The organism is Rhodococcus sp. 11-3, assembly GCF_023704055.1.
GTDB classification, from domain to species: Bacteria; Actinomycetota; Actinomycetes; order Mycobacteriales; family Mycobacteriaceae; genus Rhodococcus; species Rhodococcus aetherivorans.
Window position 1 is genome coordinate 478,155 of the sequence record NZ_CP080406.1, and the last position, 22,862, is coordinate 501,016.

Annotated in this window: 22 protein-coding genes and 1 pseudogene; 15 read left to right on the plus strand and 8 right to left on the minus strand. The window is 67.3% G+C overall.

The window, feature by feature from the left end; all coding sequences use genetic code 11:
- Window positions 1-26 precede the first annotated feature (26 nt).
- From KZJ41_RS02120 to KZJ41_RS02130, 3 genes are read right to left on the minus strand one after another with little or no spacing between them, the layout of a single operon-like run.
- Window positions 27-428: a MaoC/PaaZ C-terminal domain-containing protein gene (locus KZJ41_RS02120; protein ID WP_050034428.1), complete on the minus strand. Its 402-nt coding sequence runs from the start codon at window positions 426-428 to the stop codon at window positions 27-29.
- On the minus strand, window positions 425-883 hold the full coding sequence (locus KZJ41_RS02125) for a MaoC family dehydratase N-terminal domain-containing protein (protein WP_050034429.1): 459 nt from the start codon (window positions 881-883) through the stop codon (window positions 425-427). Before KZJ41_RS02125 ends, KZJ41_RS02120 begins: the two co-directional genes overlap by 4 nt.
- A 1-nt stretch (window position 884) precedes the next feature.
- Window positions 885-2,072, minus strand: a complete 1,188-nt coding sequence (locus KZJ41_RS02130) for a lipid-transfer protein (protein ID WP_065923147.1) — start codon at window positions 2,070-2,072, stop codon at window positions 885-887.
- Between the two features lie 216 nt (window positions 2,073-2,288).
- Here KZJ41_RS02130 and KZJ41_RS02135 point away from each other — a divergent pair, with 216 nt between their 5' ends.
- The 8 genes from KZJ41_RS02135 to KZJ41_RS02170 all read left to right on the plus strand — a co-directional run bounded on the left by KZJ41_RS02135 (window position 2,289) and on the right by KZJ41_RS02170 (window position 9,874).
- Window positions 2,289-3,242 (plus strand): acyl-CoA thioesterase II, encoded by a 954-nt coding sequence (locus KZJ41_RS02135; protein WP_198163329.1) that lies wholly within the window; start codon window positions 2,289-2,291, stop codon window positions 3,240-3,242.
- An 8-nt stretch (window positions 3,243-3,250) separates the two neighbouring features.
- Window positions 3,251-4,135 carry an SDR family NAD(P)-dependent oxidoreductase gene (locus KZJ41_RS02140; protein ID WP_050034432.1) on the plus strand — a complete coding sequence of 295 codons (885 nt, stop codon included), beginning with the start codon at window positions 3,251-3,253 and terminating at the stop codon, window positions 4,133-4,135.
- Between the two features lie 13 nt (window positions 4,136-4,148).
- The gene (locus tag KZJ41_RS02145) at window positions 4,149-5,675 is read left to right on the plus strand and encodes a long-chain fatty acid--CoA ligase (protein ID WP_050034433.1); all 1,527 of its coding nucleotides are present in this window, start codon (window positions 4,149-4,151) and stop codon (window positions 5,673-5,675) included.
- 25 nt (window positions 5,676-5,700) lie between these two features.
- Window positions 5,701-6,858, plus strand: a complete 1,158-nt coding sequence (locus KZJ41_RS02150; protein ID WP_050034434.1) for an acyl-CoA dehydrogenase family protein — start codon at window positions 5,701-5,703, stop codon at window positions 6,856-6,858.
- 16 nt (window positions 6,859-6,874) lie between these two features.
- Window positions 6,875-7,663, plus strand: a complete 789-nt coding sequence (locus KZJ41_RS02155) for an enoyl-CoA hydratase/isomerase family protein (protein ID WP_050034435.1) — start codon at window positions 6,875-6,877, stop codon at window positions 7,661-7,663.
- A gap of 4 nt (window positions 7,664-7,667) precedes the next feature.
- Window positions 7,668-8,822, plus strand: coding sequence for a CaiB/BaiF CoA-transferase family protein (locus KZJ41_RS02160; RefSeq protein WP_050034436.1), 1,155 nt, complete (start codon window positions 7,668-7,670; stop codon window positions 8,820-8,822).
- Complete coding sequence (locus KZJ41_RS02165) at window positions 8,809-9,267, plus strand: thioesterase family protein (protein ID WP_065923146.1); 459 nt, start codon at window positions 8,809-8,811, stop codon at window positions 9,265-9,267. Before KZJ41_RS02160 ends, KZJ41_RS02165 begins: the two co-directional genes overlap by 14 nt.
- Window positions 9,268-9,661: 394 nt before the next feature.
- On the plus strand, window positions 9,662-9,874 hold the full coding sequence (locus KZJ41_RS02170; RefSeq protein WP_168578952.1) for a hypothetical protein: 213 nt from the start codon (window positions 9,662-9,664) through the stop codon (window positions 9,872-9,874).
- Here the strand turns inward: KZJ41_RS02170 and KZJ41_RS02175 are convergent.
- Genes KZJ41_RS02175 through KZJ41_RS02185 form a run of 3 tightly spaced genes read right to left on the minus strand, consistent with a single transcriptional unit; the run spans window position 9,824 to window position 12,437 of the window.
- A complete protein-coding gene (locus tag KZJ41_RS02175; protein ID WP_065923145.1) occupies window positions 9,824-10,996 on the minus strand; it encodes an NAD(P)/FAD-dependent oxidoreductase in 1,173 nt (390 codons plus the stop codon). The two genes, KZJ41_RS02170 and KZJ41_RS02175, sit on opposite strands and share 51 nt — an antisense overlap.
- Complete coding sequence (locus tag KZJ41_RS02180) at window positions 10,993-11,187, minus strand: ferredoxin (RefSeq protein ID WP_050034438.1); 195 nt, start codon at window positions 11,185-11,187, stop codon at window positions 10,993-10,995. The genes KZJ41_RS02175 and KZJ41_RS02180 overlap by 4 nt, the downstream gene beginning before the upstream one ends.
- A 17-nt stretch (window positions 11,188-11,204) precedes the next feature.
- A complete protein-coding gene (locus KZJ41_RS02185; protein WP_065923144.1) occupies window positions 11,205-12,437 on the minus strand; it encodes a cytochrome P450 in 1,233 nt (410 codons plus the stop codon).
- A gap of 194 nt (window positions 12,438-12,631) precedes the next feature.
- Between KZJ41_RS02185 and KZJ41_RS02190 the strand changes: the two genes are divergently transcribed.
- The 6 genes and pseudogenes from KZJ41_RS02190 to KZJ41_RS28565 all read left to right on the plus strand — a co-directional run.
- A complete protein-coding gene (locus tag KZJ41_RS02190; RefSeq protein ID WP_050034440.1) occupies window positions 12,632-13,396 on the plus strand; it encodes an SDR family NAD(P)-dependent oxidoreductase in 765 nt (254 codons plus the stop codon).
- A 31-nt stretch (window positions 13,397-13,427) separates the two neighbouring features.
- Window positions 13,428-15,230, plus strand: a complete 1,803-nt coding sequence (locus KZJ41_RS02195; protein ID WP_306430607.1) for a long-chain fatty acid--CoA ligase — start codon at window positions 13,428-13,430, stop codon at window positions 15,228-15,230.
- A gap of 63 nt (window positions 15,231-15,293) precedes the next feature.
- Entirely contained in the window at window positions 15,294-15,488 is a 195-nt protein-coding gene (locus KZJ41_RS02200; RefSeq protein ID WP_050034441.1) for a hypothetical protein, read from the plus strand.
- An 85-nt stretch (window positions 15,489-15,573) separates the two neighbouring features.
- Window positions 15,574-15,744 (plus strand): hypothetical protein, encoded by a 171-nt coding sequence (locus KZJ41_RS02205; protein WP_157127596.1) that lies wholly within the window; start codon window positions 15,574-15,576, stop codon window positions 15,742-15,744.
- Window positions 15,745-16,766: 1,022 nt separating this feature from the next.
- Complete coding sequence (locus KZJ41_RS02210; protein WP_231772096.1) at window positions 16,767-18,128, plus strand: MFS transporter; 1,362 nt, start codon at window positions 16,767-16,769, stop codon at window positions 18,126-18,128.
- Window positions 18,129-18,411: 283 nt separating this feature from the next.
- Window positions 18,412-18,837, plus strand: a pseudogene (locus tag KZJ41_RS28565) (enoyl-CoA hydratase-related protein); the annotation flags it as partial.
- Window positions 18,838-19,196: 359 nt separating this feature from the next.
- On the opposite strand, the gene KZJ41_RS02220 reads toward KZJ41_RS28565, so the two are convergent.
- Both KZJ41_RS02220 and KZJ41_RS02225 read right to left on the minus strand, forming a co-directional pair.
- Window positions 19,197-19,478 (minus strand): hypothetical protein, encoded by a 282-nt coding sequence (locus KZJ41_RS02220; RefSeq protein ID WP_231772095.1) that lies wholly within the window; start codon window positions 19,476-19,478, stop codon window positions 19,197-19,199.
- A 772-nt stretch (window positions 19,479-20,250) separates the two neighbouring features.
- Entirely contained in the window at window positions 20,251-21,384 is a 1,134-nt protein-coding gene (locus tag KZJ41_RS02225; RefSeq protein ID WP_050034446.1) for an acetyl-CoA C-acyltransferase, read from the minus strand.
- A gap of 590 nt (window positions 21,385-21,974) precedes the next feature.
- On the opposite strand from KZJ41_RS02225, the gene KZJ41_RS02230 reads away from it, so the two are divergent.
- Window positions 21,975-22,838, plus strand: coding sequence for an acyl-CoA thioesterase II (locus tag KZJ41_RS02230; RefSeq protein ID WP_050034447.1), 864 nt, complete (start codon window positions 21,975-21,977; stop codon window positions 22,836-22,838).
- Window positions 22,839-22,862: the final 24 nt, after the last annotated feature.

Consider the following 22,862-nt stretch of genomic DNA (forward strand, 5'->3'; position numbering starts at 1 on the left):
CTTGCGGGGAGTGGTATCTGGGGAATTCAGGCGAGCCGCACAACGGCCGCGCCGCGCAGCGTGACGGTCCCGTCGGGCAGGGCCACCGTGAGATGGAGGTGGGCCACGCCGTCCTCGACCTTGGTGATCGTGCCGGTGCACGTCGGCTCGCTGTTGACCGGGGTGATCGCGCTGAAGCGGACTTCGAAGGAGACGATCTGCTCCTGGGGCCAGTGGTCGGTGAGCAGCCGGCCGAGATAGGCCATCGACAGCATCCCGTGGGCGAAGACGTCGTCGATGCCGACGGCGCGGCAGGCGTCGATGTCGATGTGCACCGGGTTGTGGTCTCCGGACGCGCCTGCGTAGAGGGCGAGCGTGGTGCGGGTGATCCGCGGGCACGCGAGGGTCAGTTCCTGGCCGGGGGCGAGGTGGGTGGTCGGGGAGGTCATGACGCCGCCTTGGGGTCACGCACGACGATCGTGCTGGTGAGCGTTGCGACCGGTTCGCCGGCGCGGCTGACGTGGGTGTTGCGGACGATGAACTGCAGCGCACCGCCCTTCTTGCTCGACACGTCGGCGACCTCGGTCCAATAGGTCAGCACGTCGCCGGCGTGAGCGGGAGCGTGGTAGGTGAACTTCTGGCCGCCGTGGAGGATCGTGCGCACGTCGACGCCGAGGTTCGCGAGGAAGACGTGTCTGTTCGGGTTGTCCATCTCCAGGCAGAAGAAGAACGTCGGTGGGATCGGGAGATCCGGGTGGCCTGCTGCCTTCGCGGCGCTCAGGTCTGTGTAGACCGGGTCGCTCTGGGCCGTCGCTTCGGCGAAGAAGCGGAGCCGTCCACGCTCGGCGGACGTGGTGAACTCCTCGGTGCGGGAGCCGACGATGGAGCGGTCGATGATCTTCATGTCAGGAGAGCCTTTCGAGGATCGTCACGACGCCGGCCGTGCCGAGGCCCAGATTGTGCTGCAGGCCGAGTCGGGCACCCGGCACCTGCCGGTCGCCGGCGGAACCGCGCAACTGCCAAGTGATCTCGGCGATCTGGGCCAGGCCGGTCGCGCCGAGGGGATGGCCCTTGGAGAGCAGCCCACCGGACGGGTTGGTGACCACCCGGCCGCCGTAGGTGTTGTCACCGTCCGCAATGAACTTCGCGGCACCACCGGGCTCGCAGAGGCCGAGCCCCTCATAGGTGAGTATCTCGTTGATGGTGAAGCAGTCGTGCAGCTCCACGACGTCGATGTCGGCGGGGTCGACACCGGCCTCGGCGTAGACGCGGTCGGCGGTACGGCGGGTCACGCCCGACCCCACGAGAGCGATCGCGCTCGGACTGTCGAAGAGGCCCTCGTCGTCGGACTCCAGCGCCTGCGCTGTGATCGCGACCCGAGCATCGAGCCCGTGCTTGCGGGCGAACTCCTCGGTGCACACGACCGCGGCAGCCGCGCCGGAGGTGGGCGGGCAGCACTGCAACCGCGTCAGCGTGCCGGCGACCGTGGGGGAGGAGAGCACGTCCTCGGGGGTGATCGGGTCACGGAAGACGGCGCGGGGGTTGGTGCGTGCGTGCGTGCGTGCCTTGACGGCGACGGCGGCCAGGGTCTCGACGGTGGAGTCGGTGGTGTCGAGGTACTCCTGTGCTGCGGCCGCGAAGTACTGCGGTGTCATCGGCAGCGCGGGGTCGACAGGGTAGACGTCCTCGAGGGCGGACATGAACGCCGACAGCGGAGCAGGCCGATCGTTCCACTTGGCGGTGAGCGCGCCCGGGGGCATCTGCTCGAAGCCGATTGTGAGCGCACACTCGGTTGCGCCGTTGGCGACCGCCTGGCGGGCGAGCCACAGCGCCGAGGATCCGGACGCGCAGTTGTTGTTGACGTTGAGCACTGGGATTCGGGTCATGCCGAGCTGGTAGACGACTCGCTGACCAGAAGTCGAGTCGCCGTACACATATCCGGCGTAGACCTGGCCGACCTGGTCGTAACTCAGCCCCGCGTCTTCGAGGGCCGCAGCTGCAGCAGCGGCGCCTATTTCGTCGTATTTGGCGCCAGCGCTGGGTTTGGTGAAAGGAACCATGCCCACGCCGGCGATGAGGACTCGAGAGTTCATCAGTCTCCTTCTCTAACGTAGATTCACTTTCCAGTACGGTTCGCATACTGTCAAGCGAGGTCGGGGATGGGTCGGGCGACGTGGCTCCCGAGTCCGGCCGGCCGAGTTTCGATTTCGAGGGGCGGTCTTGACATTGACACCATGAAGTGAACTATCGTTTGACTAGACATGGGAGATGACGACGGCGGGTCGTCAGTGACGAGAAGAGGGGGTGCCGTGACCGAACAGGTTGTCCGGACGAAGGTGGTCGCGTCGGCTCCGATAGACAGCCCCGATGCGAACGAAGTCGTCGCGGTCGGTACGCCGCTGGCCGACCTCGTCGCGGTTCGGCCGCATGGCACGGACATCTTCCACGGCTTCGGTCACGCGGGTGCTCCCCAGCGGGTGATGGGGGGACAGGTTGCCGCCCAGGCGCTTGCGGCCGCGGGCGCGACCGTCGACGCTGGTCGTGTCGCCCACTCGCTGCACGGCTACTTCCTGCGCGAGGGCCGGCCGGACCGGGTCATCGAGTACCACGTCGGCCGCAGCCGCGACGGCCGCAGCTACAGCGCGCGCCAGGTTGCCGCAGTCCAGGACGGCGCCGAGATCTTCGTGCTGACCGCCTCGTTCGTCCGGCCTGGAGCCGGCCCCGAGCGGCAACTGGTCGCACCCGTCGTACCCGCGCCCGACACCGCCCCCGACGTGTACGACGTGTGGAGCGCGCTGCACCCCGAGGCGCACGCCCAGGCGGTGTACGCCGGCGCGGTCGAGGTACGGATCGTGCCGCGACCGGCCGGGCCCACCGCGCCGGAGGCCGACGGCACCGTCCGCCAGGACGTCTGGCTGCGGTCGCGTGGCCCCCTCCCGGACGACCCACTCGTCCACGCCTGCGCGCTGACGTACCTCGCCGATGCCACGCTCGCGCAGTCTTCGGCGATCGAGCACGAGGTGATGTACCCCCTGCGTCGCGAGCACGGCCGGGTGGGATTGGCGTCGATCGACCACGCGGTCTGGTTCCACCGGCCGCTGCGTGCCGACGACTGGCTGCTGCTGCGTCAGACGAGCACCAGCATCGCGTCTTGTCGGGGGTTCAACCAGGGCACGTTCTGGAGTCCGGACGGGACCATGGTCGCCAGTGCTACTCAGGAGTCGGTGGTCAGGCTTCTTCCCGACAGTAATGACGAAAGGTGAATCAACGCATGGGACAACTCGACGGCCGAGTCGCAATCGTGACCGGCGCAGGTGGCGGCATCGGCCGTGAGCACGCGCTCCTCATGGCGCAGGAGGGGGCGCGGATCGTCGTCAACGACCTGTCCGACCCGGCCGACGTCGTGGCGGAGATCATCGCCGCCGGAGGCGAGGCGGTCGGCGTTGCCGGCAGCGTGGCAGAGATGGCGACCGGGGAGCGGCTGGTCGAGGCCGCGGTCCACGCATTCGGAGACCTGCACGCGATTGTGAACAATGCGGGTATCGTCCGCGACGCGATGGTCTGGAACATGTCCGAGGAGGACTTCGACCTCGTCGTCGACGTCCACCTCAAGGGCGCATTCTCGGTGACCCGGGCGGCGGCACGGCACTGGCGCGCGGAGGGCAAGGCGGGCCGTTCGGCCGACCGCTCGATCGTCAACACCACGTCGGCCGCGGGTCTGCACGGCAACGTCGGCCAGTGGAACTACGCTGCGGCCAAGGCGGGTCTCGCTGCGCAAGTGTTGCTCGCGGTCGCCGAGCTCGGCCGGTACGGCGTTCGCGCCAACGCGATCTCGCCCGCTGCCCGGACCGCGATGGTCACCTCCTCGCCCGGCCTCGCCGCGGCGGTCGCCGCACCCGAGGACGAGGACGCGTTCGACAAGTTCCACCCGCGCAACACCTCTTCGCTGGTCGCCTACCTCACGAAGGCCGACTGTCCCTTCACCGGGCAGATCTTCTCCGTCACCGGCGGGCATGTCGGTCTCTACCAAGGTTTCTCGCTCGGGCACGTTGTCAACGCTGACCACGGCTGGAGCGTCGCCGAGCTCGCCGAGGTGATGGAGAATCCTTCGTTCCCGCGCGCGTTGGACGTCGAACGACCGAAGATCATGAGCTGAAGGGACTGACCCCATGTACCTCACCCACGCCCTGCACCGCGCGGTCCGCTACTGGGGCGATGACATTCTGACCGTCGACGCCGACCGTGCGTTCACCTCGACGCAGTCGGCCAAGAGGGTCGCCCGGCTCGCGGGCGCGCTGCGAACACTCGGCGTCGGTGACAACGACCGGGTCTCGATTGTCGCGCTCAACTCCGACCGGCACCACGAGGTGTTCTTCGCGAGCTGGTGGGCGGGTGCGGTACCGAGCCCGCTCAACACGCGCTGGTCCGCCACCGAGATCACCTACGCGCTCAACGACTCGGGCACCAAGGTCGTCTTCGTCGACGAGGCGTTCGCCGCTATGGTCCCGGTGCTGCGCGAGCAGGTGCCCGGCCTCGAAGCGATCGTGTACGTCGGCCGCGGCGAGGCGCCTCAGGGCACGCTGGTCCACGACGAGCTGATCGAGGGGGCCGAGCCGATTGCGGACGCGCACCGGTCGGGCGACGACCTCGCGTTCATCCTTTACACCGGCGGCACTACGGGCCACGCCAAGGGCGTGATGATCACCCATCGCTCGTTTCTCACCGGTCTGCTCAGCTACCAGATGTCCGGGGCGGCGGTCCGTGCGGGGGGCGTCACCATGCTGACCGGTCCGCTCTTCCACATCGGGGCTCTGCTGGGGTGGTACTCGCAGCAGCTGCTCGGTGGCAAGCTCGTCTTTGTGCCGACGTTCTCGCCCGAGAACGCGATGCGCACGATCCAGGAGCACCGGGTCACCGGCTGTGCGCTGGTGCCGACGATGATCCAGCGGATCTGCGAGCATCCCGACTTCGCGTCGTACGACCTCAGCAGCCTGGAGTTCATCGGGTACGGCGCCTCCGGGACCCCCGACAGCCTGCTCGAACTGGTCATGAAGAACCTTCCGCAGACCCAGCTCGTCCACGTCTACGGCATGACCGAGGCCGGGTGCCTCACCATGCTCAACGGGCCCGACCACCGGGCCGGCCGCAAGCTCGGGTCGGTCGGACGAGCGACCCCGATCGTCGAGCTCGACGTCGTGGACCCGGACGGGAACCCGGTGCCGCCGGGCACGGTCGGCCAGATCGTCACCCGGGGCGGACACCTGATGATCGGTTACTGGAACAAGCCCGACGAAACCGCCGCCGCGTTCAAGGACGGCTGGTTCCAAACCGGCGACGGCGGCTATCTCGACGAGGACGGCTATCTCTGGATCGCGGACCGGCTCAAGGACATGATCATCACCGGCGGCGAGAACGTGTACTCCGCCGAGGTCGAGAACGTGCTCGCCGACCATCCCGCCGTCGCTTCGTGCGCCGTGATCGGAATCCCCGACCCGGACTGGGGCGAGCGGGTGCACGCCGTCCTGGTGCTGCGCCCTGGGCACACGACCTCGATCGAGGAGGTCCGGGCCTTCGTCAAGGAGCGGATCGCCAGCTACAAGGCGCCACGCAGCATGTCGATCATCGGCGAGATGCCGATGAGCGGCGTCGGCAAGATCCTCAAGCGCGAGCTGCGCGCCACCATCGCGGCCGACTGAGCCGAACGACCCAGGAGAACTTCAGGTGCAACGCAAGATCTACGACGCCGACCACGAGGCGTTTCGTGTCATGATCCGCGACTTCATCGCGGCCGAGTTGTCGCCCTACTACATGGAGTGGGAACACGATCACATCGTGCCGCGGGACTTCTTCCGCAAACTGGGCGCGATCGGGGTCACCGGCTTCGGCATCCCCGAGGTGTACGGCGGCCCGGGGGAGGTGAGCTTCAAGTATCAGGCGATCATTTCCGAGGAGAATGCCCGCGCGAGCGTGCACATGGGCCACTACGGACTGAGCACCGGCATGGTGTTGCCGTACCTGCTGACCCTCGCCACCGACGAGCAGAAGCAGCGGTGGTTGCCGGGCATCGCGTCGGGCGACATCCTGCTGTGCATCGCCATGACCGAGCCGGGCACAGGCTCCGATCTCGCCGGCATCCGCACATCCGCACGGCTCTCCGACGACGGGCGCCACTACGTGCTCAATGGCGCGAAGACGTTCATCTCCGGCGCCCGCAACTCCGAATTGTGCGTCGTCGTGGCCCGCACCGCGGCGCCGAGCGAGACCGACCGCCGCAACGGACTGAGTCTGCTCGTGGTGCCCACCGACAGCGAGGGCTTCGAGTTCGGCCGCAACCTCGACAAGATCGGGCTCAAGTCCAGTGACACCAACGAGCTGTCGTTCGCCGACGTGCACGTCCCGGTCGAGAACCTCCTCGGTGAGGAGGGCATGGCCTTCAGTTACCTGGGGCAGAACCTGCCGCGGGAGAGGCTCATCGTCGGGGTCGACGCCGTGTCTCGCGCGCGCGCCGCCGTGGAGATGACGCGCGCCTACGTCCAGGAACGCAAGGTGTTCGGCAAGCCGGTGGCGGCCTTCCAGAACACCAAGTTCGTGCTCGCCGAGTGCGACGTCGAGGTCGAGACGAGCCAGGCGTTGGTCGACCGCGGCATCGAACTCGAGGACGCGCACGAGCTCACCCCTGCCGATGCGGCACGCATCAAGCTGCAGACCACGGAGATGGCCGGTCGGGTGGTCGACAAGTGTCTCCAGCTTCACGGCGGTTACGGCTACATGCGGGAGTACGCCATCGCCCGTATGTTCACCGACCTGCGGGTCAACCGCATCTACGGCGGATCCACCGAGGTCATGAAGACCATCATCGCGAAGGACATGGGCCTCTAGGCCCGGAGGGAAACCCATGACCGACACCGTTCTGTTCACGATCGAGGGCGGCATCGCCACTATCGCGATGAACCGTCCCGAGCGCCGCAATTCCTTCACCATCGAGATGGCCGACGGGCTGCTCGACGCCCTCGAGCGCTCCGAGGTGGACCCGTCCGTCCGGGTCGTCGTGCTCACCAGCGCTGGGGACCACTTCTGCGTGGGTCGTGACAACTCCGACACCGACCCGGCGCCGTACCCCCCAGGAGATCACCTCTTCGGCCGGGCCGGCCTGATGCGCTATACCCGCCTGATCACCCAGCTACACGACATGAACACTCCCGTGATCGCGGAGGTCAAAGGCGGCTGCGCCGGCGCGGGTATGTCGCTCGCCCTCAACGCCGACCTGCGGTACGTCGCGACCACGACCGTGATGAGCACGGCCTTCGTCAACGTCGCCTTCGGCGGCGACCTCGGCGGGCCGTGGCAGCTCTCCCGGCTGCTCGGCTCCGCCAAGGCCGCCGAGCTGCTGCTGCTGTCGCCGAAGATCCGCGGCGCGGAGATCGTCGAGTGGGGACTGGCCAACGAAGTGCTCCCGCCTGAACACCTTTCGGCACGGGTGCGCGAGATCGCCGCCCAGATCGCCGCGAAGTCGCCGCGCGGGCTGACCGCCGTACGGCGGAACCTCAAGGCCGCCGCGACCATGTCGCTCGGCGACTACCTGCCGCTCGAGGCGGAGCAGTTCGCGACCTGCCTGGCGTCTCCGGACGCCGAGGAGGCACGGCTGGCGTTCGTCGAGAAGCGCGCTCCGAAGTTCGCGAGCTGAGCCGATGAACTGCGATCCCGCCGCCTCCCGCGGCCCGCTCACCGGCGTCCGGGTCCTCGAACTGGGCGGCATCGGTCCCGCGCCCTTCGCCGGCATGCTGCTCGGCGACATGGGGGCCGAGGTGATCCGCGTCGACCGTCCCGGCGAGGCCGGCCGGAACAACCCGTTCCCGGTGCTGCACCGTAATCGGCGTTCGATCACGGTCGACCTCAAGGACCGGCGCGGCGCCGGACTCGTGCTGGATCTCGCCCGCGGCGTCGATGCGGTCATCGAGGGCTTTCGCCCCGGGGTGGCCGAGCGGCTGGGTCTCGGGCCGGACAACCTGTTCGCCTGCAACCCCGCGCTCGTCTACGGCCGCATGACAGGCTGGGGGCAGGACGGACCGCTGGCCCAGGAGCCCGGTCACGACATCAACTTCATCGCGCTCACCGGCGTGCTCGAGGCGATCGGGACCCACGAGGAGCCGTTGCCGCCGCTCAACCTGGTCGGCGACATGGGTGGTGGGATGTTCCTGGCGCTCGGCGTGCTCGGCGCCGTGATGAACGCCCGCGCCGGCGGCTGCGGCCAGGTCGTCGACGCCGCCATGTGCGACGGCAGCGCCACGATGATGGCGATGGTGTACGACTTCTGGAACGCGGGCCGGTGGAACGTCGAGCGCGGTACCAACGGCATCGACGGCGGCAGCCCCTGCTACGGCGTCTACCGCTGTGTCGACGACCGCCACGTCGCCCTCGGCATCGGGGACGAGCGCTCCTACGCCGCGTTGCTCGACGTCCTCGGCCTCGCCGAGGACCCGACCTTCGCCGACCGGCAGGACAGTGCCGAGTGGCCGCGGATGCGCAAGACCCTCGCCGCCCTGTTCGCCCAGCGCGAGCGCGACACGTGGGCGCAGCTGTTCGCTGGTCGCGGCGCAAGCTTCTCGCCCGTCCTCGACCTGGTCGAGGCGCCCCACCACCCGCACAATCAGGCGCGCCAGACCTTCCTCGTAGGTCCTGGAGGGACCATCGAGCCGGCGCCGACGCCGCGGTTCTCCGGCACGCCGTTGCCGCGCCCGATCGCTGCCCCGGTCCTCGGTGCCGACACCGACGCGGTGCTTGTGGCCGCGGGTGTCCTACCGGAGCGGATCGACGAACTGCGGGCCGCCGGTGTCGTCGCCTGAGCTCACCGCGGTACGGGGGACGTCCGTCCCCGTCGCAGTCCGGTACGACGATCTGGGTTCGACCGGCCATGTCGACAACGTCGCGTCGATGCGGATCATCGAAGAGGCGCGGCACACGTTCCTCGGACACCCGGTGACGCCGCACGCCCCAGGCGGGCTGCTCGACCTGGTGCCGAGCCACATTCAGCACCTGGTGCGCCGGCAGGACATCGAGTACCGCGACGAACTCTGGTACCAAGCCGAGCCGTTCCTCGTCGACGTGTGGGTGTCCGCGGTCGGCACGACGTCCTTCCGCCTCGGTAGCGCGATCCGCACCTCGGCCGACGCCGAGCCGGCGGTGACCGCCGAGGCGGTCATCGTGCTCGTCGACCTGGAGACCGGCAAACCGTGGCCGATCCCGTGTGAAATCGGCGGACAATTCACAGGTAGCGTCATTCCCCAGTAGCGACCGCCGTTGGCCTGGGGAGTGTTTCGAGAATGGCGCCGCAGCGAAGATGGAGTCTTGTCGGCGTGTGGTGACAATTGAAATGAGTGTGGTCTCCGGTACTCGCGTGAGCGATCAAGCAAACCTCGGGTACCGGAGACCTCGTAGGTCGTGAACCGGACCCTTCCGACCGGCGAGCGGCTCTATGGGTGCTCACTGAATTCGGCGAGGGTGTCGGGGAAGAGTTGCGTTGTCGTCTGGTGACTTGTATCGCGGACGCTCTCAGCACCGGGGTTCCGGGCGAAGCCCCGGACAGTCGCCGGTTGCCTGCACCGTTTCACCGAGGAACTGCTGTCGGAGCAGTAGGACCGCGATACGGCCGGCATGTTCATTGCTGCGAGGCAGGAGCTACGCCGTGACCGTCGACCACGCCTGTGACGTGGTCGACGGCCAAGGGTGTATGACTTTGTGCACGGTCGTCGACGGATCCGCCCGAACTCGCTACCTCGACACGTGGGCCGATGAGAAGGGTGTTGCTGCCGTGGTTTTCGTCAGCAGCGCGCCTCCGGGGCCGCAGTCAGCACCGGACAGCCTGCTGCTCGACGAGTTCCTGGCGCAGCGCGCGTAGCTGGCGCGGCATGTTCCATCCGGCGACAGCGGTGGTACGCCCGGACGCGTCGCGTTGCACGGCGGCAAAGGGTCCCTCGTCGAGCGAGCCCTCGACGGCGGTGAAGTCCGCGGCCGTGGGGCGGCCGTAAACCTGGATCCGCACGTCGTACTGGTCGCTCCAGAAGTATGGCACCGGTGCGAACGGTGTCCGCTTCCCCAGCAGGGTCCTCGCGGCCGCCATGCCCTGCTCGGTGGCGTTCATCCGGTGCTCGAGACGAAGCCGTCCGAGCGTCGGGTGAAGCCACGAGGCGACATCACCGGCGGCGACGACCCCCGGTGCGGCCTGGCAGAATTCGTCGCACTGGACTCCGTCGTCGATGGTGAGTCCGCTGCCGCGCAGCCAGTCGGTGACCGGCTCGGCGCCGATCGCGACGAGCAGTACGTCTGCGGCGACCTCCGCGCCGTCGTCCAGGACGACGCCGCTCACCCGGCCGTCGGTCTCCCGGACATCGGCGACGCCGCGTCCACAGAGCAGCTGCACACCGTGGTCACGGTGCAGTCGCGCGACCCGCTGGCCGATCCGCGGACCGAGTTGGCGCTGCAGCGGCAGCTCCAGCGGGTCGATGACGGTGACCCGGCAGCCGAGTTCGGCGGCCACCGAGGCTGCTTCCGTGCCGAGGAAGCCTGCGCCGACGACGACGACGGCTGCGCCGGGTACAACCTCCCGACGCAGCGCGAGGGCGTCCTCGATCGTGCGGAGCATGTGCACCCCGGGGCGGCCGACTGCGAAGGGCAGGGCCCGGGGACGCACGCCCGTCGCGACGACCAGTCCGTCGAAGGCGATGTCGGAACCGTCCGCGAGCGCGAGCCGGCCCGCCGCGAGGTCGAGCCGCTCGGCCCGTACTCCCAGCCGCCATTCGGCGTCGAGCCCTTCGAGCGCGGCGGGCGGGCGCAGGGTGAGTTTCTCCTCTTCCCACTCTCCGCGAAGCAGCTGCTTCGACAGTGGCGGTCGGTCGTACGGGGGCCGCTGGTCTCCGTCGACCAGGACCAGTCTGGCGGTGTACCCCTCGCGGCGCAGTGTCTCGGCCGCGGTCAGACCCGCGGCCGAGACACCGACGACCACGACCTGGTCGAGGCTCATTCCTCGACCACGATCGCGAGGGCCGGGCAGAGCAGCGCGGCCTCGTGCACTTGGGGGGCGAGGTCGGCCGGGGGTGAGTCTTCGAGCAGGATGACGATGCCGTCCTCGTCCCGCTGGTCGAACACCTCGGGCGCGGCAAGCACGCATTGCCCGCCGCCGACGCACTTGTCCTCGTCGATGTGGATCCTCATCAGGTCTGTCCTTTCGGTCACCAGGTCACAGGCAGGCGATGCAAGCCGTAGATGGACATGTCGGTCTTGTATTGGAGTTCCGTCACCGGCTCCGCCAGAGCGAGAGTGGGGATCCGCTTGAGGAGAGTCGAGTAGACGACCTGCAGCTCGACCCTGGCCAGCTGCTGCCCCAGGCACTGGTGGACCCCGAAGCTGAACGCGAGGTGGTGCCGTGCGGGCCGGGTGATGTCGAGGACGTCGGGTTCGGCGTGGCCCTCGCTGGCGAAGGCGGCCTTGTCGCGGTTGGCGGAGGGAAAGTCGAGGATCAGGCCGTCGCCGGCGCGGATCTGCGTGCCCGCAACCTCGAAGTCGCCGATGGCCACGCGCCGGGCACCGCTGTGGACGATCGTGAGGTAACGCAGCAGCTCCTCGACCGCACCTGCGGCCACCGCCGGGTCGTCGGCGTCACGGATCAGCGCGGCCTGCTCCGGGTTGGTCAGTAGTGCGGCGGTGCCGAGGGCGATCATGTTGGCGGAGGTCTCATGGCCGGCGGTCAGGAGCAGCAAGCCCATCCGGGCAACCTCTTCGCGGGTCATGAGACCGGGGTTGAGCTGTTCGACGACGAGGCGGCTCAGAGTGTCGTCAGTCGGTTTCTCGATCTTGGCGTCGATGACGTTTCCGATCATCGCGAGCATCTCCTCGGCCGCTGCCACGGTGTCCGCGGGTGTGGAGGTTGCCGCGGTGAATACCTTGGTGAGCTCCTGGAAGCGGTCGTGCTCGGAGTAGGGAACGCCCAGCAGCTCGCAGATCATGACCGACGGCACCGGCAGGGCGAGCGACTCGACGAGATCGACAGGCTTGGGGCCGGCGAGCATCTCGTCGATGCACCGGTCGGTGACGGCCTGGACGACGTCCCGCATGCTCTGCATGCGCTTGGCGGTGAAGTCCCGGGCCAGCGCGCGGCGCGGCTCGTCGTGGGCCGGGCCGTCCTCGGTGAAGAAGGTTTTCGCCCGCGCCCGGCGCGCCTTGATCGCGGCTGAGCTGTGCGGGTATGCCGGATTGTCGGTGTCCGCGCTGACCAGTGGACTCGCCATCACCGCGCGGATGTCGGTGTGCCGGGTCACCAGCCAGGGCTCACTGCCGTCCCAGATCCGCACCCGGCGCAAACCCTCTTCCTGCTGAATCTCGGCTAGGTCGCCCGCCGGGTCGAACGGGCATCGTGCGGTGTCACGCGGCATGGGGTACAGGGGGACATCGGCGGTGTGCAGCATGCGACCTCCAGAAGCGGAAGGGAGAGATGGAATACTCTAAGTTGTATTCACTTACTCCTGGTAGTATCCACCTATTCTGCGTAAGGTCAAGATCTGCACCCAAACAGTCAATTACATGCTGTGCCGGCTGGGCTCTTGACAGAGCTCTCGCGGGCATCTAGAAGTGAATAATCGTTCGACTCAAGGAGGTATCTGTGCACCCCACAGCCCTGGTCACCGGCGCAGCTCGCGGCATCGGCCGGCAGATCGCCGTCTCCCTCGCCCGTGAGGGGTACGCCATCGCTGTCGTCGACACCGACTTCGACGGCTACCGTGAGTTCGACGAGGCCGCCGGCTCGGTTGTCGACGAGCTGCGCGAGATCGGCGTGCCGACCATCGCCGTCGAGGCCAGCACCACCGACGTCGAGGCCATGCAAGAGCTGGGCGCTCGGATCCACCAGGACTGGTCGCGGCTCGATGCGTTGGTCTGCAATGCAGGCGGCGGCAGCGGCGGCTTCGCCGACAACACGGCCGCCACCATCGATCTGAGCGCGTTGGACGACGTACTGCGCCGCAACCTGCACGGCACGATCACGACCGTGCAGGCCGCCCTCCCGGCCCTGCGGCAGGCGACCAATCCGGCGATCGTGACCATGGGTTCACTCACCGGCGTGGTCGCCAACCCGCAGGGCGGCTACGCCCACTACGGGATCACCAAGGCGGCCGTCATGCACTACACCCGCTACCTCGCCAACGAGCTGACACCCGAGGGCATCCGCGTCAATTGCGTGGCGCCGGGCCTGATCTCGACCGGCAGGCTGCGCGTGCGCCTCAGCGAGCAGCCGGAGCGCGAGAAGGAAATCGCGGACCGCCTCGGGACGCCGGACGAAGTCGCAGCGGCCGTGCGCTACCTCCTCTCTCCCGCCACCACGCACATGTCGGGCCAGGTGCTACAGCTCTGGCCGCCGGATGTCCGCTGAGTCCCGCTCCCCGAACCCCAGGAAGGCCAACGTGCCCACCCATCTGACGATGCAGCAGGTCGCCGAAGCTCAGAGCCTGTGCCACGTGTTCCAGTCCACCGTCGCCGCGCGCCCCGACCAGGTCGCGCTCCGTGCCTGGGAGGACGGTCGAACCTTCACCTGGCGCGAGTACGACCACCGAGTTCGCCGCATCGCCGCCGGCCTGGCGGGACTAGGCGTCCGACCCGGCGACACGGTTGCGATCATGCTGACGAACCGACCGGAGTTCCACATCGTCGACACCGCGGTGATGCACCTCGGCGCGACGTCGTACTCGATCTACAACACGTTCACCGCCGACCAGGTGTCGTCGCTGCTCGGTAGTGCCGGCAGCCGGGTGGTGATCTGCGAGGCGCGGTTCGGTGAGGTCATCCGCACAGCCGCACTGCAGCACCCGGACACCCGCGTGGTCTGCATCGACGATGCCGCCGACGACCAGCTCTCCCTGGACGCGCTCGTCGCGCTCGGTGACCCGGACTTCGACTTCGACGCGTCGTGGCGCGCGGTCGGGCGCGACGACCTGGTCGCCCTGATCTACACTTCGGGCACGACCGGTGAACCCAAGGGTGTCGAAATCACCCACGCCAACCTGCTCTACTCTTCGTCGGTCAGGGCGCGACAGCAGGCGGAGTTCACGACGCGCGATGCGGAAGAACGGGTGCTGTCGTACCTACCCGACGCCAACCTCGCCAACAGATTCGCCGCGCACTACCTGCCGATGGTGACCGGAGCCACGGTGACCGACGTGGTCGACGGCCGGTCGGTGCTGACGGCATTCCAGGAGGTCCACCCGTCGACCTTCATGGGCGTGCCGATGATCTGGTACAAGCTCGAGGCGCTGATCGAGAACGCAATTGCCGCCGAGCCGCCCGCCGAGCGGGCCGCGATCGAGCAAGCCCTCGCCGTCGGGCTGGAGAAGGTGCGCAGAGAACTTGCCGGCGACCCGGTTCCCGAAACGCTCGCCACCCAGCACGCCACAGTGGACGCGGCGGTCCTGCACGCCTGGCGGCGTCGGTTCGGCTTGGACGGTCTGTACTACGCGACCTCGGGCGGTGCGCCGATCGCGCCGGAGACGCTGGAGTTCTTCTTGGCGCTCGGCGTGCCGGTCTGCGAGGTCTACGGGCTCACCGAGAGCGCTGCCTCGGGCATCGCCAACCACCCCCACCGGATCCGGGTGGGCACCGTGGGCCAGGCGCGTAACGGAGTCGAGGTGAGGCTCGCCGACGACGGTGAGCTGCTGCTCCGCAGCCCGGGCGTGATGCGCGGCTACCGCAACGACCCCGCGAAGACGGCGGAGGCCGTCGACTCGGAGGGCTGGCTCCACACCGGCGACATCGCCACCGTGGATGAGGACGGCTACGTCCGGATCGTCGACCGCAAGAAGGACATGATCATCAACTCGTCGGGCAAGAACCTCGCACCGGCGAACATCGAGAACGCAGTCCGTCTCGCCTGCCCCCTCGCCGGCTCGGTCGTCGCCGTCGGTGACGGGCGGCCGCACGTCGCGGCGCTCGTCGTCCTCGACCGCGAGCAGGCCGCGGCGTTCGCGGCCGCCCACGGCATCACCGACCTCCGCGCCGAGACGCTGTCCCAGGACCCGCGCGTGGTGCGGGAGGTGGCCGAAGGTATCGCGCGCGGCAACGAGCGGCTCTCGCGGGTGGAGCAGGTGCGTGCGCACACGGTGCTGCCGTCGTACTGGGATGTCAACAGTGACGAGCTCACCGCCACCACGAAGGTGCGTCGCAAGCTCGTGCACGAGAAGTACGCCGCCGAAATCGCCGCGCTCTATGCCTGACCTGACCGGGAATGTTCCTGCGCATGAGTGCGTGTAATCGGCGTCGATCTCGGCGGTGTCCAGGTGACCGCCGACCTCGGGACGCCGGTCGGCCGTGCCGCACTGGTCGAAACCGTTCGTGACCCGGCTCCGGAAGGAATCGCCGGCATCCTCGCCAACGGCGGTGTCCAGACCCTGATCGTCGACGGCGGTGGCGCGACTCTCATGGGCCACAAGGATGTTTGGTCGGGCGTCGCGCGTTGGCGACCTGAACTGTGAGCACGAGATGGATGGTCTCGGCGCGCGCCCATCGTCGCGACCACAGCACCCTCGATGGGCCCGGCGGGGCGTGGGGGCTGAAAGCATGGACGTCACCGTGGTCTCGGTGGCCGAACTCGCCGCCGGGCTCATCCCGTGGATTGCCGAGGCGATCCGCATGCGTGAGCACATGAACTGGTGTCGGGTGCGCCCGCTATGCGCGGGCAGGATCCTGGGGGCGTGGTCGGGGAGCGTGTGGGGCGCTCATCTGCCCTAGCGCCTGCTCGAACCGGTCGCCGGGGTGACGGTCTGTTGTGCGGAATCCGGTTGGCGATTCCGGATCGCACCGACTCGGGGGGACCGACACGCGACACATGCAGTCACCGGGATCTGGGCGGTTTCATGGCGGCCAAGACCTCGCTCGGCGGGCTGCCGCCGGTACTCCTTTTCGATGTAGCGAGCCGAGGCCCCACTGACCTTCATTGCCGATCTTGTGGAGTATGTCGTTGTGGCTAGCACTTTTACGCCGGCATCCCTCTGTCGAGGGTGATGTCCGCAGGACATGGTGTGGGCACTCGTACCACTGGGTGTCATTGCTGCTCCAGTCGGCAATGCCGTCGGGCTGGAAGCGGCACGGCGCGTACCCACGACCGTCTTTCGGTCTGCGGTCATCGGCCTGGTGATCGTTGCCGGCACCGCAACCTTGATCTCATCCTGAATGTCTCGGGTGTCCATACCGGCCAGGTTCGCAGAACGCAGAACACAGCGTCGAGCGGGTCGTCGATCAGATCGGTGAGGTGTTGGCGCGCCTGGGCCCTCGTCGACAATGCCGCGGTCCGCGGAGGCTCGCTACTCGACGTCGAACTGCGGGTGTGGCATGGGGTGTTTGACGTCGATTGCGCCGGATGTCCACTGTGCACCTGGGCGTTCGGGCGGCGGATGCGTGAGTCGCGAGGGATCGATCGTCCCCGTCGCCTCGATCGGTTGTCGGTTGCCCGGACGGGCGGCAGGCCGGTCTGCTCGATCCGCAGCGTTCCCGGCACATGCACCGTACGCCGCCCCTCGATTGTGACTCAATATTCGGAGTGCCTGGGTTCGTATGCAGGGTAATCGGCCTTAAAGTTAATCGCTGATAGTGACCGGGGGGCTTGTGCGACGGTGTCGAAAGTGGTTCACTTCACTCTATAGCGGGGTCTGTGATGTGCTTCTCGCAGCCGGGCCGGGCCGGGCCGGATTCCGAGCGGTGAGCCGATCGTCGATCACCTCCGCGAGACTCAACGACGTAGAGAAAGGCCACCCATGGCTGTCGATCACACATTTTCGGCAACGGTTTCGGCCGGGCCACACCGTTCGCCGACCAGGCGTCAGGCCTGGGTCACCGCGGCGATGCTCTTCGTGTTCATGCTCATCAACTTCGCCGACAAGGCCGTGCTCGGCCTCGTCGGCGTGGACCTTATCGACGACCTGGGCATCACCCCGAGCCAGTTCGGTCTCGTGCAGAGCGGCTTCTTCTGGTTCTTTGCAATCGGCGCCATCGTCGGCGGCATGCTGATCGGTCGAATTCCAGGCCGGTGGCTTCTCGCCGGCGTTGCACTGATATGGGCGCTGTGCCTTCTCCCGATGGTGTGGAGCACCAGTTTCACCGTGCTGCTGATCACGCGCATGATCCTCGGTTTCGCGGAGGGCCCGACGGCCGCCCTGGCCTTCGGAGTGACGCATAGCTGGTTCCGGGCCGAGAAGCGGGCTCTGCCCACATCCATTGTCGCGTCGGGAACATCGGTCGGTCCGCTCGTCGCCGCACCGATCATCACCGCACTCGTCATCCACTACTCGTGGCATGCGGCCTTCGCCGCCATGGCGATCGTGGGCCTGGTGTGGGTGGTCGGCTGGTTGATTGTCGGTCGCGACGGCCCCGAGGTCACAGGGCACGCGGTGTCGTCGTTTCCGATGCTTCCGGAGCGGGTCCCCTACCGTCGCCTGTTGACGTCCGGCACCATCGTCGGCATTACCCTGCTCTTCTTTGCCACCTACTGCAGCGTGGCGCTCAAGATCAGCTGGCTGCCGTTGGCGTTGCGTCAGGGGCTGGGTTACGACAAGGTCGCCACCGGCTGGCTGGTGTCCCTGCCGTACCTCTGCGGCGCGATCTTGATGATCGTCTTCGCGGCAGTGTCCCGCGCCATGACCCGGCGAGGGGCAAGCGTCCGCGCTGCTAGGGGACTGCTGCCCTGCGCGCTGGTGGCACTAGGCGGTTTGAGCACCATCGCATGGCCTCTCCTGGATCGCGGTGTGCTGCAAATTGTCCTGCTCGCGGTCGGAGCGTCCCTGGTGGTCGGCGCCCAGGGTATCGCCTGGACGCTGGTCTCGGACGTCGTCCCGGTCAAACAGCGCGGCACCGTCATGGGCGTGATGATCACCTGCTACAGCATGGGTGGCGTGATCGCGCCTTTGCTGCTGGGCAACCTGGTGAACGACGCTTCGAACCCGCTCCATGGTTACCAGCTCGGGTTCGCCGCCTTCGGTGTCGTCCTGGTGGGCGGAGCGCTGATCGCCGCTGCGCTCATCAACCCCGAACGCAACGTTGCGTGTTTCGTCGAGGCGCAGGAATTGTCGGCTGTGCGCGCGGACGATGCGGCATCGGCGGGGCAGATCGGACCGCGCTGAGTGCGCCTGCGGTCCTGTCGTGTCGATGACGGAGAAAGTCAACTACTACCGTGTCCGACTGTGGCTCACGCTAGGACCTGTTGCGTGCCTGAAGTGCAGTCAAGTCTGCACACACTCGAACGGTGGGCCGATTTGTCCGGCCGGCACATCTTCCTGGAAGAGGGGCATACACGGGGGAGAACAAGCACTACTCGGACTGCCGGCCCTGACATTTCACCGTGGCGGGCACGTGCTGGCGGTCGAGTTCAGCCGCCCCGAATTGTACAACGCGATCCGCCGTCCGATGCATGAGGAGCTCGCCCGGAAATCTGCCCAGATCCGGAAGGACGACACGATACGAGCCGTCGTGCTGACCGGTCAGGGCAAGGCATTCGCCACGGCGGGAAACCCTGGGGCGAGCAGCCGGAAGCCGGCCCAGTGCTCGACGCGCTCTTCCAGGAAGCCCGGAAGATCACTATGGACATCCTCGCATCGCCCCAGGCCATCATCTCGCCGGTCAACGCCTGCAGTCGATCTCGGCGCCACCATCGCGCTGCTGTGCGACATCATGCTCATCTCGAGCACGGCGATCATCTCCGATCCGCACGTGACCGTCACCGTCACCGCCGGCGACGACGGTGCTATTACCTGGTCATGGCTGGTCGGGATGACCCGCCCGAAAAAGTCCCTGATGACCGGCGACAAGGTCACCGCGTCGGAGTCGGAGCGGATCGGCCTGATGAACCGTGTCGTCGAGCGCGAGCATCTGCTCGACCAGGCCGCACGCGCTCACGGAATGATCTGCCGTCGGCCCGGTGAAGGCGGTGCAGGGCAAGGCCGTGCTCAACCAGATCCTGCGCGATACTGCCGATCTGGTGCTCGACGACGTGTTCACCACCGAAAAGGAGCGCTTCGGCTGCGGAAAACACCGCCGGGTAGGCGAGTTGTTTCCCCGGTCGCGAGTCGAACGCCACCGCAGGGAGCGGCTCAGCGCACCACGACACGCGGCCGAATTGCCGCTCCCCCTGGATCGCCGTACCCGCCACGAGCCGAACGGCTGGGCCTCGTTCTACAACACCTTACCGCCGATCAGCCGCCTACCTCGTCGACAGCATCGACAAGCGGGTTGTGTTGTACGAGAAGCAATCTCTCGACAAGATTCGTATGGGGGCCGCGGACACCGGGGTCCGTACCGTCGTCTGTGTCGACAGCTACGCAGACGGGACCGTCGGCCTCGACGACCTCGAGTCGCGTGACGTCCCGGATTTCGACTTCGACCGCGTCTGGCGTTCGGTGTCCCGCGACGGCCTGCTCGCACTGATCTTCCCTTCTCGAACCACCGGTGCACCCCAGGGCGTGAAGCTCACTCACGGCGACATTCTTTTCTCGGTTGCCACGAACGTGGCCATCCAGGCCGAGTGCGCGCGGGCCGACGCGCAAGCGGGACCCCGAACCTTCCCGACACCAACCTCGCGAACCGCTGGTCGGGCCACAACGTGCCGATGCCGTCACGAGCGACGATCACCACCGTCCTCGTCGACCAGCACGACAAGTCGATCGAGGCCGCAGGTCACTGCGGGGTCCGTTCACCTGACTCGAGGGCTCGAAGCGTCTCGCTGATGACCGCCATCGTGCTGTGTGGGGCGTGACGTCGATGCCACCGCGTGGAGTGCGTCGCACTGCCTGCCCCCTTCCTCCCGCGAGTGTCACATCGGCACGTGGAGCGGCTACGTCGAATGCGACCAGTTCGACGGCCAGAGCACAGACGCCGCCGGCGAGCCCGGGGGAGGGGTAGGGGCTGGTCGAGTGGAGGGCTCGTTCTTGGCGCCGCCATGACCGCACGGCTGCCACCGCGAGTACGCTGCCGGTACCGCAGGCGACGAACGCGACCTTGTCCCGAGATAGATCGTGGTCTGTGACAGACCCGTCAGGGTGGTCATCGGGGTGGCCTCACCGGCGACCGGGGTCGGACTGTTCGGACGCAGGCTCGTGCGGTGCATTCATTGGCGAGCGAGAAGCGGGTGTCCGGCTGCTCGCCCACCGAGTACACCGCCACGGGAGGCCGGTGCTGCTGGTCATCCTCTTTCGTCTGTGGCTTCACCCCTGATCTGTACCCCGACGGATCTTCGACAGAAGTAGGTTGTCAGAGCAGCTCGAGAATCGTGGCGTTGGCCATGCCGCCGCCCTCGCACATCGTCTGCAGGCCGTACCGGATCTTTCGGTCTCGCATGTGATGCACCAGCCGGGTCGCCAGGATCGCGCCGGAACCGCCGAGTGGGTGCCCGACCGCAATCGCGCCGCCCAGCGGATTCACCAGGGTCGGGTCGGCTCCGGTCTCGCCGAGCCATGCGAGCGGAACCGAGGCAAACGCCTCGTTGACCTCGAATGCGCCGATATCGGCGATCGAGAGGCCGGATCGTTCGAGCGCCTTTGCGGTTGCCGGGATGGGCCCCGTCAGCATCATTACCGGATCGTCGCCTGCCATCACGGCGGTATGGACTCGTGCGATCGGGGTCAGACCGAGTTGGTGTGCCTTTTCGCTGGTAGTGACCAGCAGTGCTCCGGCACCGTCGGAGATTTGGGAGGCGTTGCCGGCGTGGATGACGCCGTCCTTCTTGAACGAGGTTTTCAGTTCGGCGAGCTTGTCGACAGTGGTGCCCCGGCGAATACCCTCGTCCATGTCCAACACACCGGGAAGAGGGGCGATCTGGCCCACCAGTGCTTCTGAATCGACTGCCGCGGCCGCCTTCTCATGTGACATCACCGCGAAGTGATCGAGCTGGCGACGGGTGAGCCCCCACTTCGCGGCGATCATTTCGGCGCCGACTCCCTGGTTGAAGGTCTCGACCCCGAATCGGTCCAGAACAGTCTGCCCGAACGGTTGTCCGGATTGGCGGCTGGAACCCATCGGGACCCGAGACATCGACTCCACACCGCCGGCAACGGCAACGTCATAGTGGCCGGCGATCACCCCGGCGGCGGCGAAGTGCAGCGCCTGCTGGCTCGAACCACACTGCCGGTCTACCGTGGTGGCCGGAACCGACTCGGGCCAGCCCGCCGCGAGGACGCCGCTCCGGCCGATGTTGTTCGCCTGGTCTCCGATCTGGCCGACACAACCCCACACAACGTCGTCGACGACCGCGGGATCGATACCAGTCCGCGCCGCCAGAGCGGTCAATACGTGGGCCGACAGGTCTGCGGGATGGATCCCGGCCAGTGATCCATTGCGCTTGCCGACCGGGGTTCGTACCGCGTCGACTATGACTGCATCTCGCATGATGTGCTCCTGGTGTCCTCGGTTCGATGCACCCTCGAATCAATCAGGGCAGCGCATCGGGCACAAAGAGGCGAATGCGAACACGGCGATTCGATCCACCTATGAATGACCATCGCGACGAATCGATGCAGATCGGGTAGCGACTTCTGTTCGGGCGGTTGCTCGCTGGTGAATGACACCGGAGGAGATGAGAGTCTCGAACTTCGCAGCCCGACCCGGCGCGCAGAGCACTGCCTCCGTGTCCTCACCCAGCTCCGGCGCCGAGGCAGTGAGCGAGACGCCCCACTCGTCGATCGTGACAATCAGTTCGATGCCGCGTTTTCCCCCGTCGCGACGAACTATGGGGAAGATAGCGACTTACGATTGAGCAGTTCCGTATTCGCTATTGGACTTCGCTCGCGGAACTGGTTTAGGTGGGAAGCGAGTTGTTGCTCGGATGTCCGGCGGTCACATGCCCTCCTCGACGAATGTGGTCGACTCGCGCCGTGACCGGCATGACAGTCGGTCCTGAGCGCATCCGTAGAAACCGCCGGACGAAGTGATGAGGACCGTCATCCCGAACCCTGTGGGGTGTGAAGTGAAGGAACGAGATGCCCGAGTTGTTGGACGTGGACATGGTCGGTCCAGACGAGTTTCGCGGCCTGTGCTGTGAGGGTTCGCCCGGTCGGGCATTCGGTGGGCACATCGCTGCACAGGCATTGGCTGCGGTGCAGCGCACGATCCGGGAGGACCGGTCGGTGCACTCTCTGCACGGCTACTTCCCGAGCCGTGGCTGCCCGGACCGTGAGGTCCGATACGTCGTGCAGCGACTCAAGGACGGGAACTCCTACGATCTTCGTGCGGTCACTGCCTGGCAGGGGTCGGGTGCCATCTTCACGATGACCGCATCGTTCAAAGTTCCCGAGAGCGATTCGTCCCGGCACACGGTGATGCCGGACGTGCCCGCGCCGGAGCTGCTCGAAGAGCTCGGAGGCGAGTGGGATCGAACATGGGCAAACCTGGACAGGACTTCACCGGTCGGACGGGCCGTCGAGATACGACCCGTTCGTGCGAAACCCCATCAGGGGGGCGAACCCGGCGAGTCCCGTCGCTCGTTGTGGATCCGTTTCGCGGGGCATCTGCCCGCTTCTCCCGCCCGCCACGATTGCGCGCTCACCTTCTTGTCGGACCTGGCGCTCGCCCGGACAGCGGTAGTCGGCCATTCCCCGTCGACCGCGCAGGACCCGTCGACCGTCTTCACCACGTCGCTCGATCACTCGATCTGGTTTCACCAGCAGTGTCACGCCGACCGGTGGATGCTCTACACCCAGCGCAGTCGGGTCTCCGGGGACGGGCGCGGACATACCTTCGGCGAAATCTGGAGCCGACGGGGAGAATTGATCGCAACAACCACACAGGAGGTGGTCCTCCGCTCGCTACGTGAATCGACACCGGTTCCCGCCGGGCCGGGCTGAGCGAGTCCAGTTCGGCAGACGTGA

What these genes read in the sequence shown, in the direction of transcription:
- KZJ41_RS02120 (WP_050034428.1), bottom strand. Translation starts at nt 428, where the DNA reads ATGACCTCCCCGACCACCCACCTCGCCCCCGGCCAGGAACTGACCCTC.
- KZJ41_RS02125 (WP_050034429.1), bottom strand. Translation starts at nt 883, where the DNA reads ATGAAGATCATCGACCGCTCCATCGTCGGCTCCCGCACCGAGGAGTTC.
- KZJ41_RS02130 (WP_065923147.1), bottom strand. Translation starts at nt 2,072, where the DNA reads ATGAACTCTCGAGTCCTCATCGCCGGCGTGGGCATGGTTCCTTTCACC.
- KZJ41_RS02140 (WP_050034432.1), top strand. Translation starts at nt 3,251, where the DNA reads ATGGGACAACTCGACGGCCGAGTCGCAATCGTGACCGGCGCAGGTGGC.
- KZJ41_RS02145 (WP_050034433.1), top strand. Translation starts at nt 4,149, where the DNA reads ATGTACCTCACCCACGCCCTGCACCGCGCGGTCCGCTACTGGGGCGAT.
- KZJ41_RS02155 (WP_050034435.1), top strand. Translation starts at nt 6,875, where the DNA reads ATGACCGACACCGTTCTGTTCACGATCGAGGGCGGCATCGCCACTATC.
- KZJ41_RS02160 (WP_050034436.1), top strand. Translation starts at nt 7,668, where the DNA reads ATGAACTGCGATCCCGCCGCCTCCCGCGGCCCGCTCACCGGCGTCCGG.
- KZJ41_RS02175 (WP_065923145.1), bottom strand. Translation starts at nt 10,996, where the DNA reads ATGAGCCTCGACCAGGTCGTGGTCGTCGGTGTCTCGGCCGCGGGTCTG.
- KZJ41_RS02180 (WP_050034438.1), bottom strand. Translation starts at nt 11,187, where the DNA reads ATGAGGATCCACATCGACGAGGACAAGTGCGTCGGCGGCGGGCAATGC.
- KZJ41_RS02185 (WP_065923144.1), bottom strand. Translation starts at nt 12,437, where the DNA reads ATGCTGCACACCGCCGATGTCCCCCTGTACCCCATGCCGCGTGACACC.
- KZJ41_RS02205 (WP_157127596.1), top strand. Translation starts at nt 15,574, where the DNA reads ATGGACGTCACCGTGGTCTCGGTGGCCGAACTCGCCGCCGGGCTCATC.
- KZJ41_RS02210 (WP_231772096.1), top strand. Translation starts at nt 16,767, where the DNA reads ATGGCTGTCGATCACACATTTTCGGCAACGGTTTCGGCCGGGCCACAC.
- KZJ41_RS02225 (WP_050034446.1), bottom strand. Translation starts at nt 21,384, where the DNA reads ATGCGAGATGCAGTCATAGTCGACGCGGTACGAACCCCGGTCGGCAAG.
- KZJ41_RS02230 (WP_050034447.1), top strand. Translation starts at nt 21,975, where the DNA reads ATGCCCGAGTTGTTGGACGTGGACATGGTCGGTCCAGACGAGTTTCGC.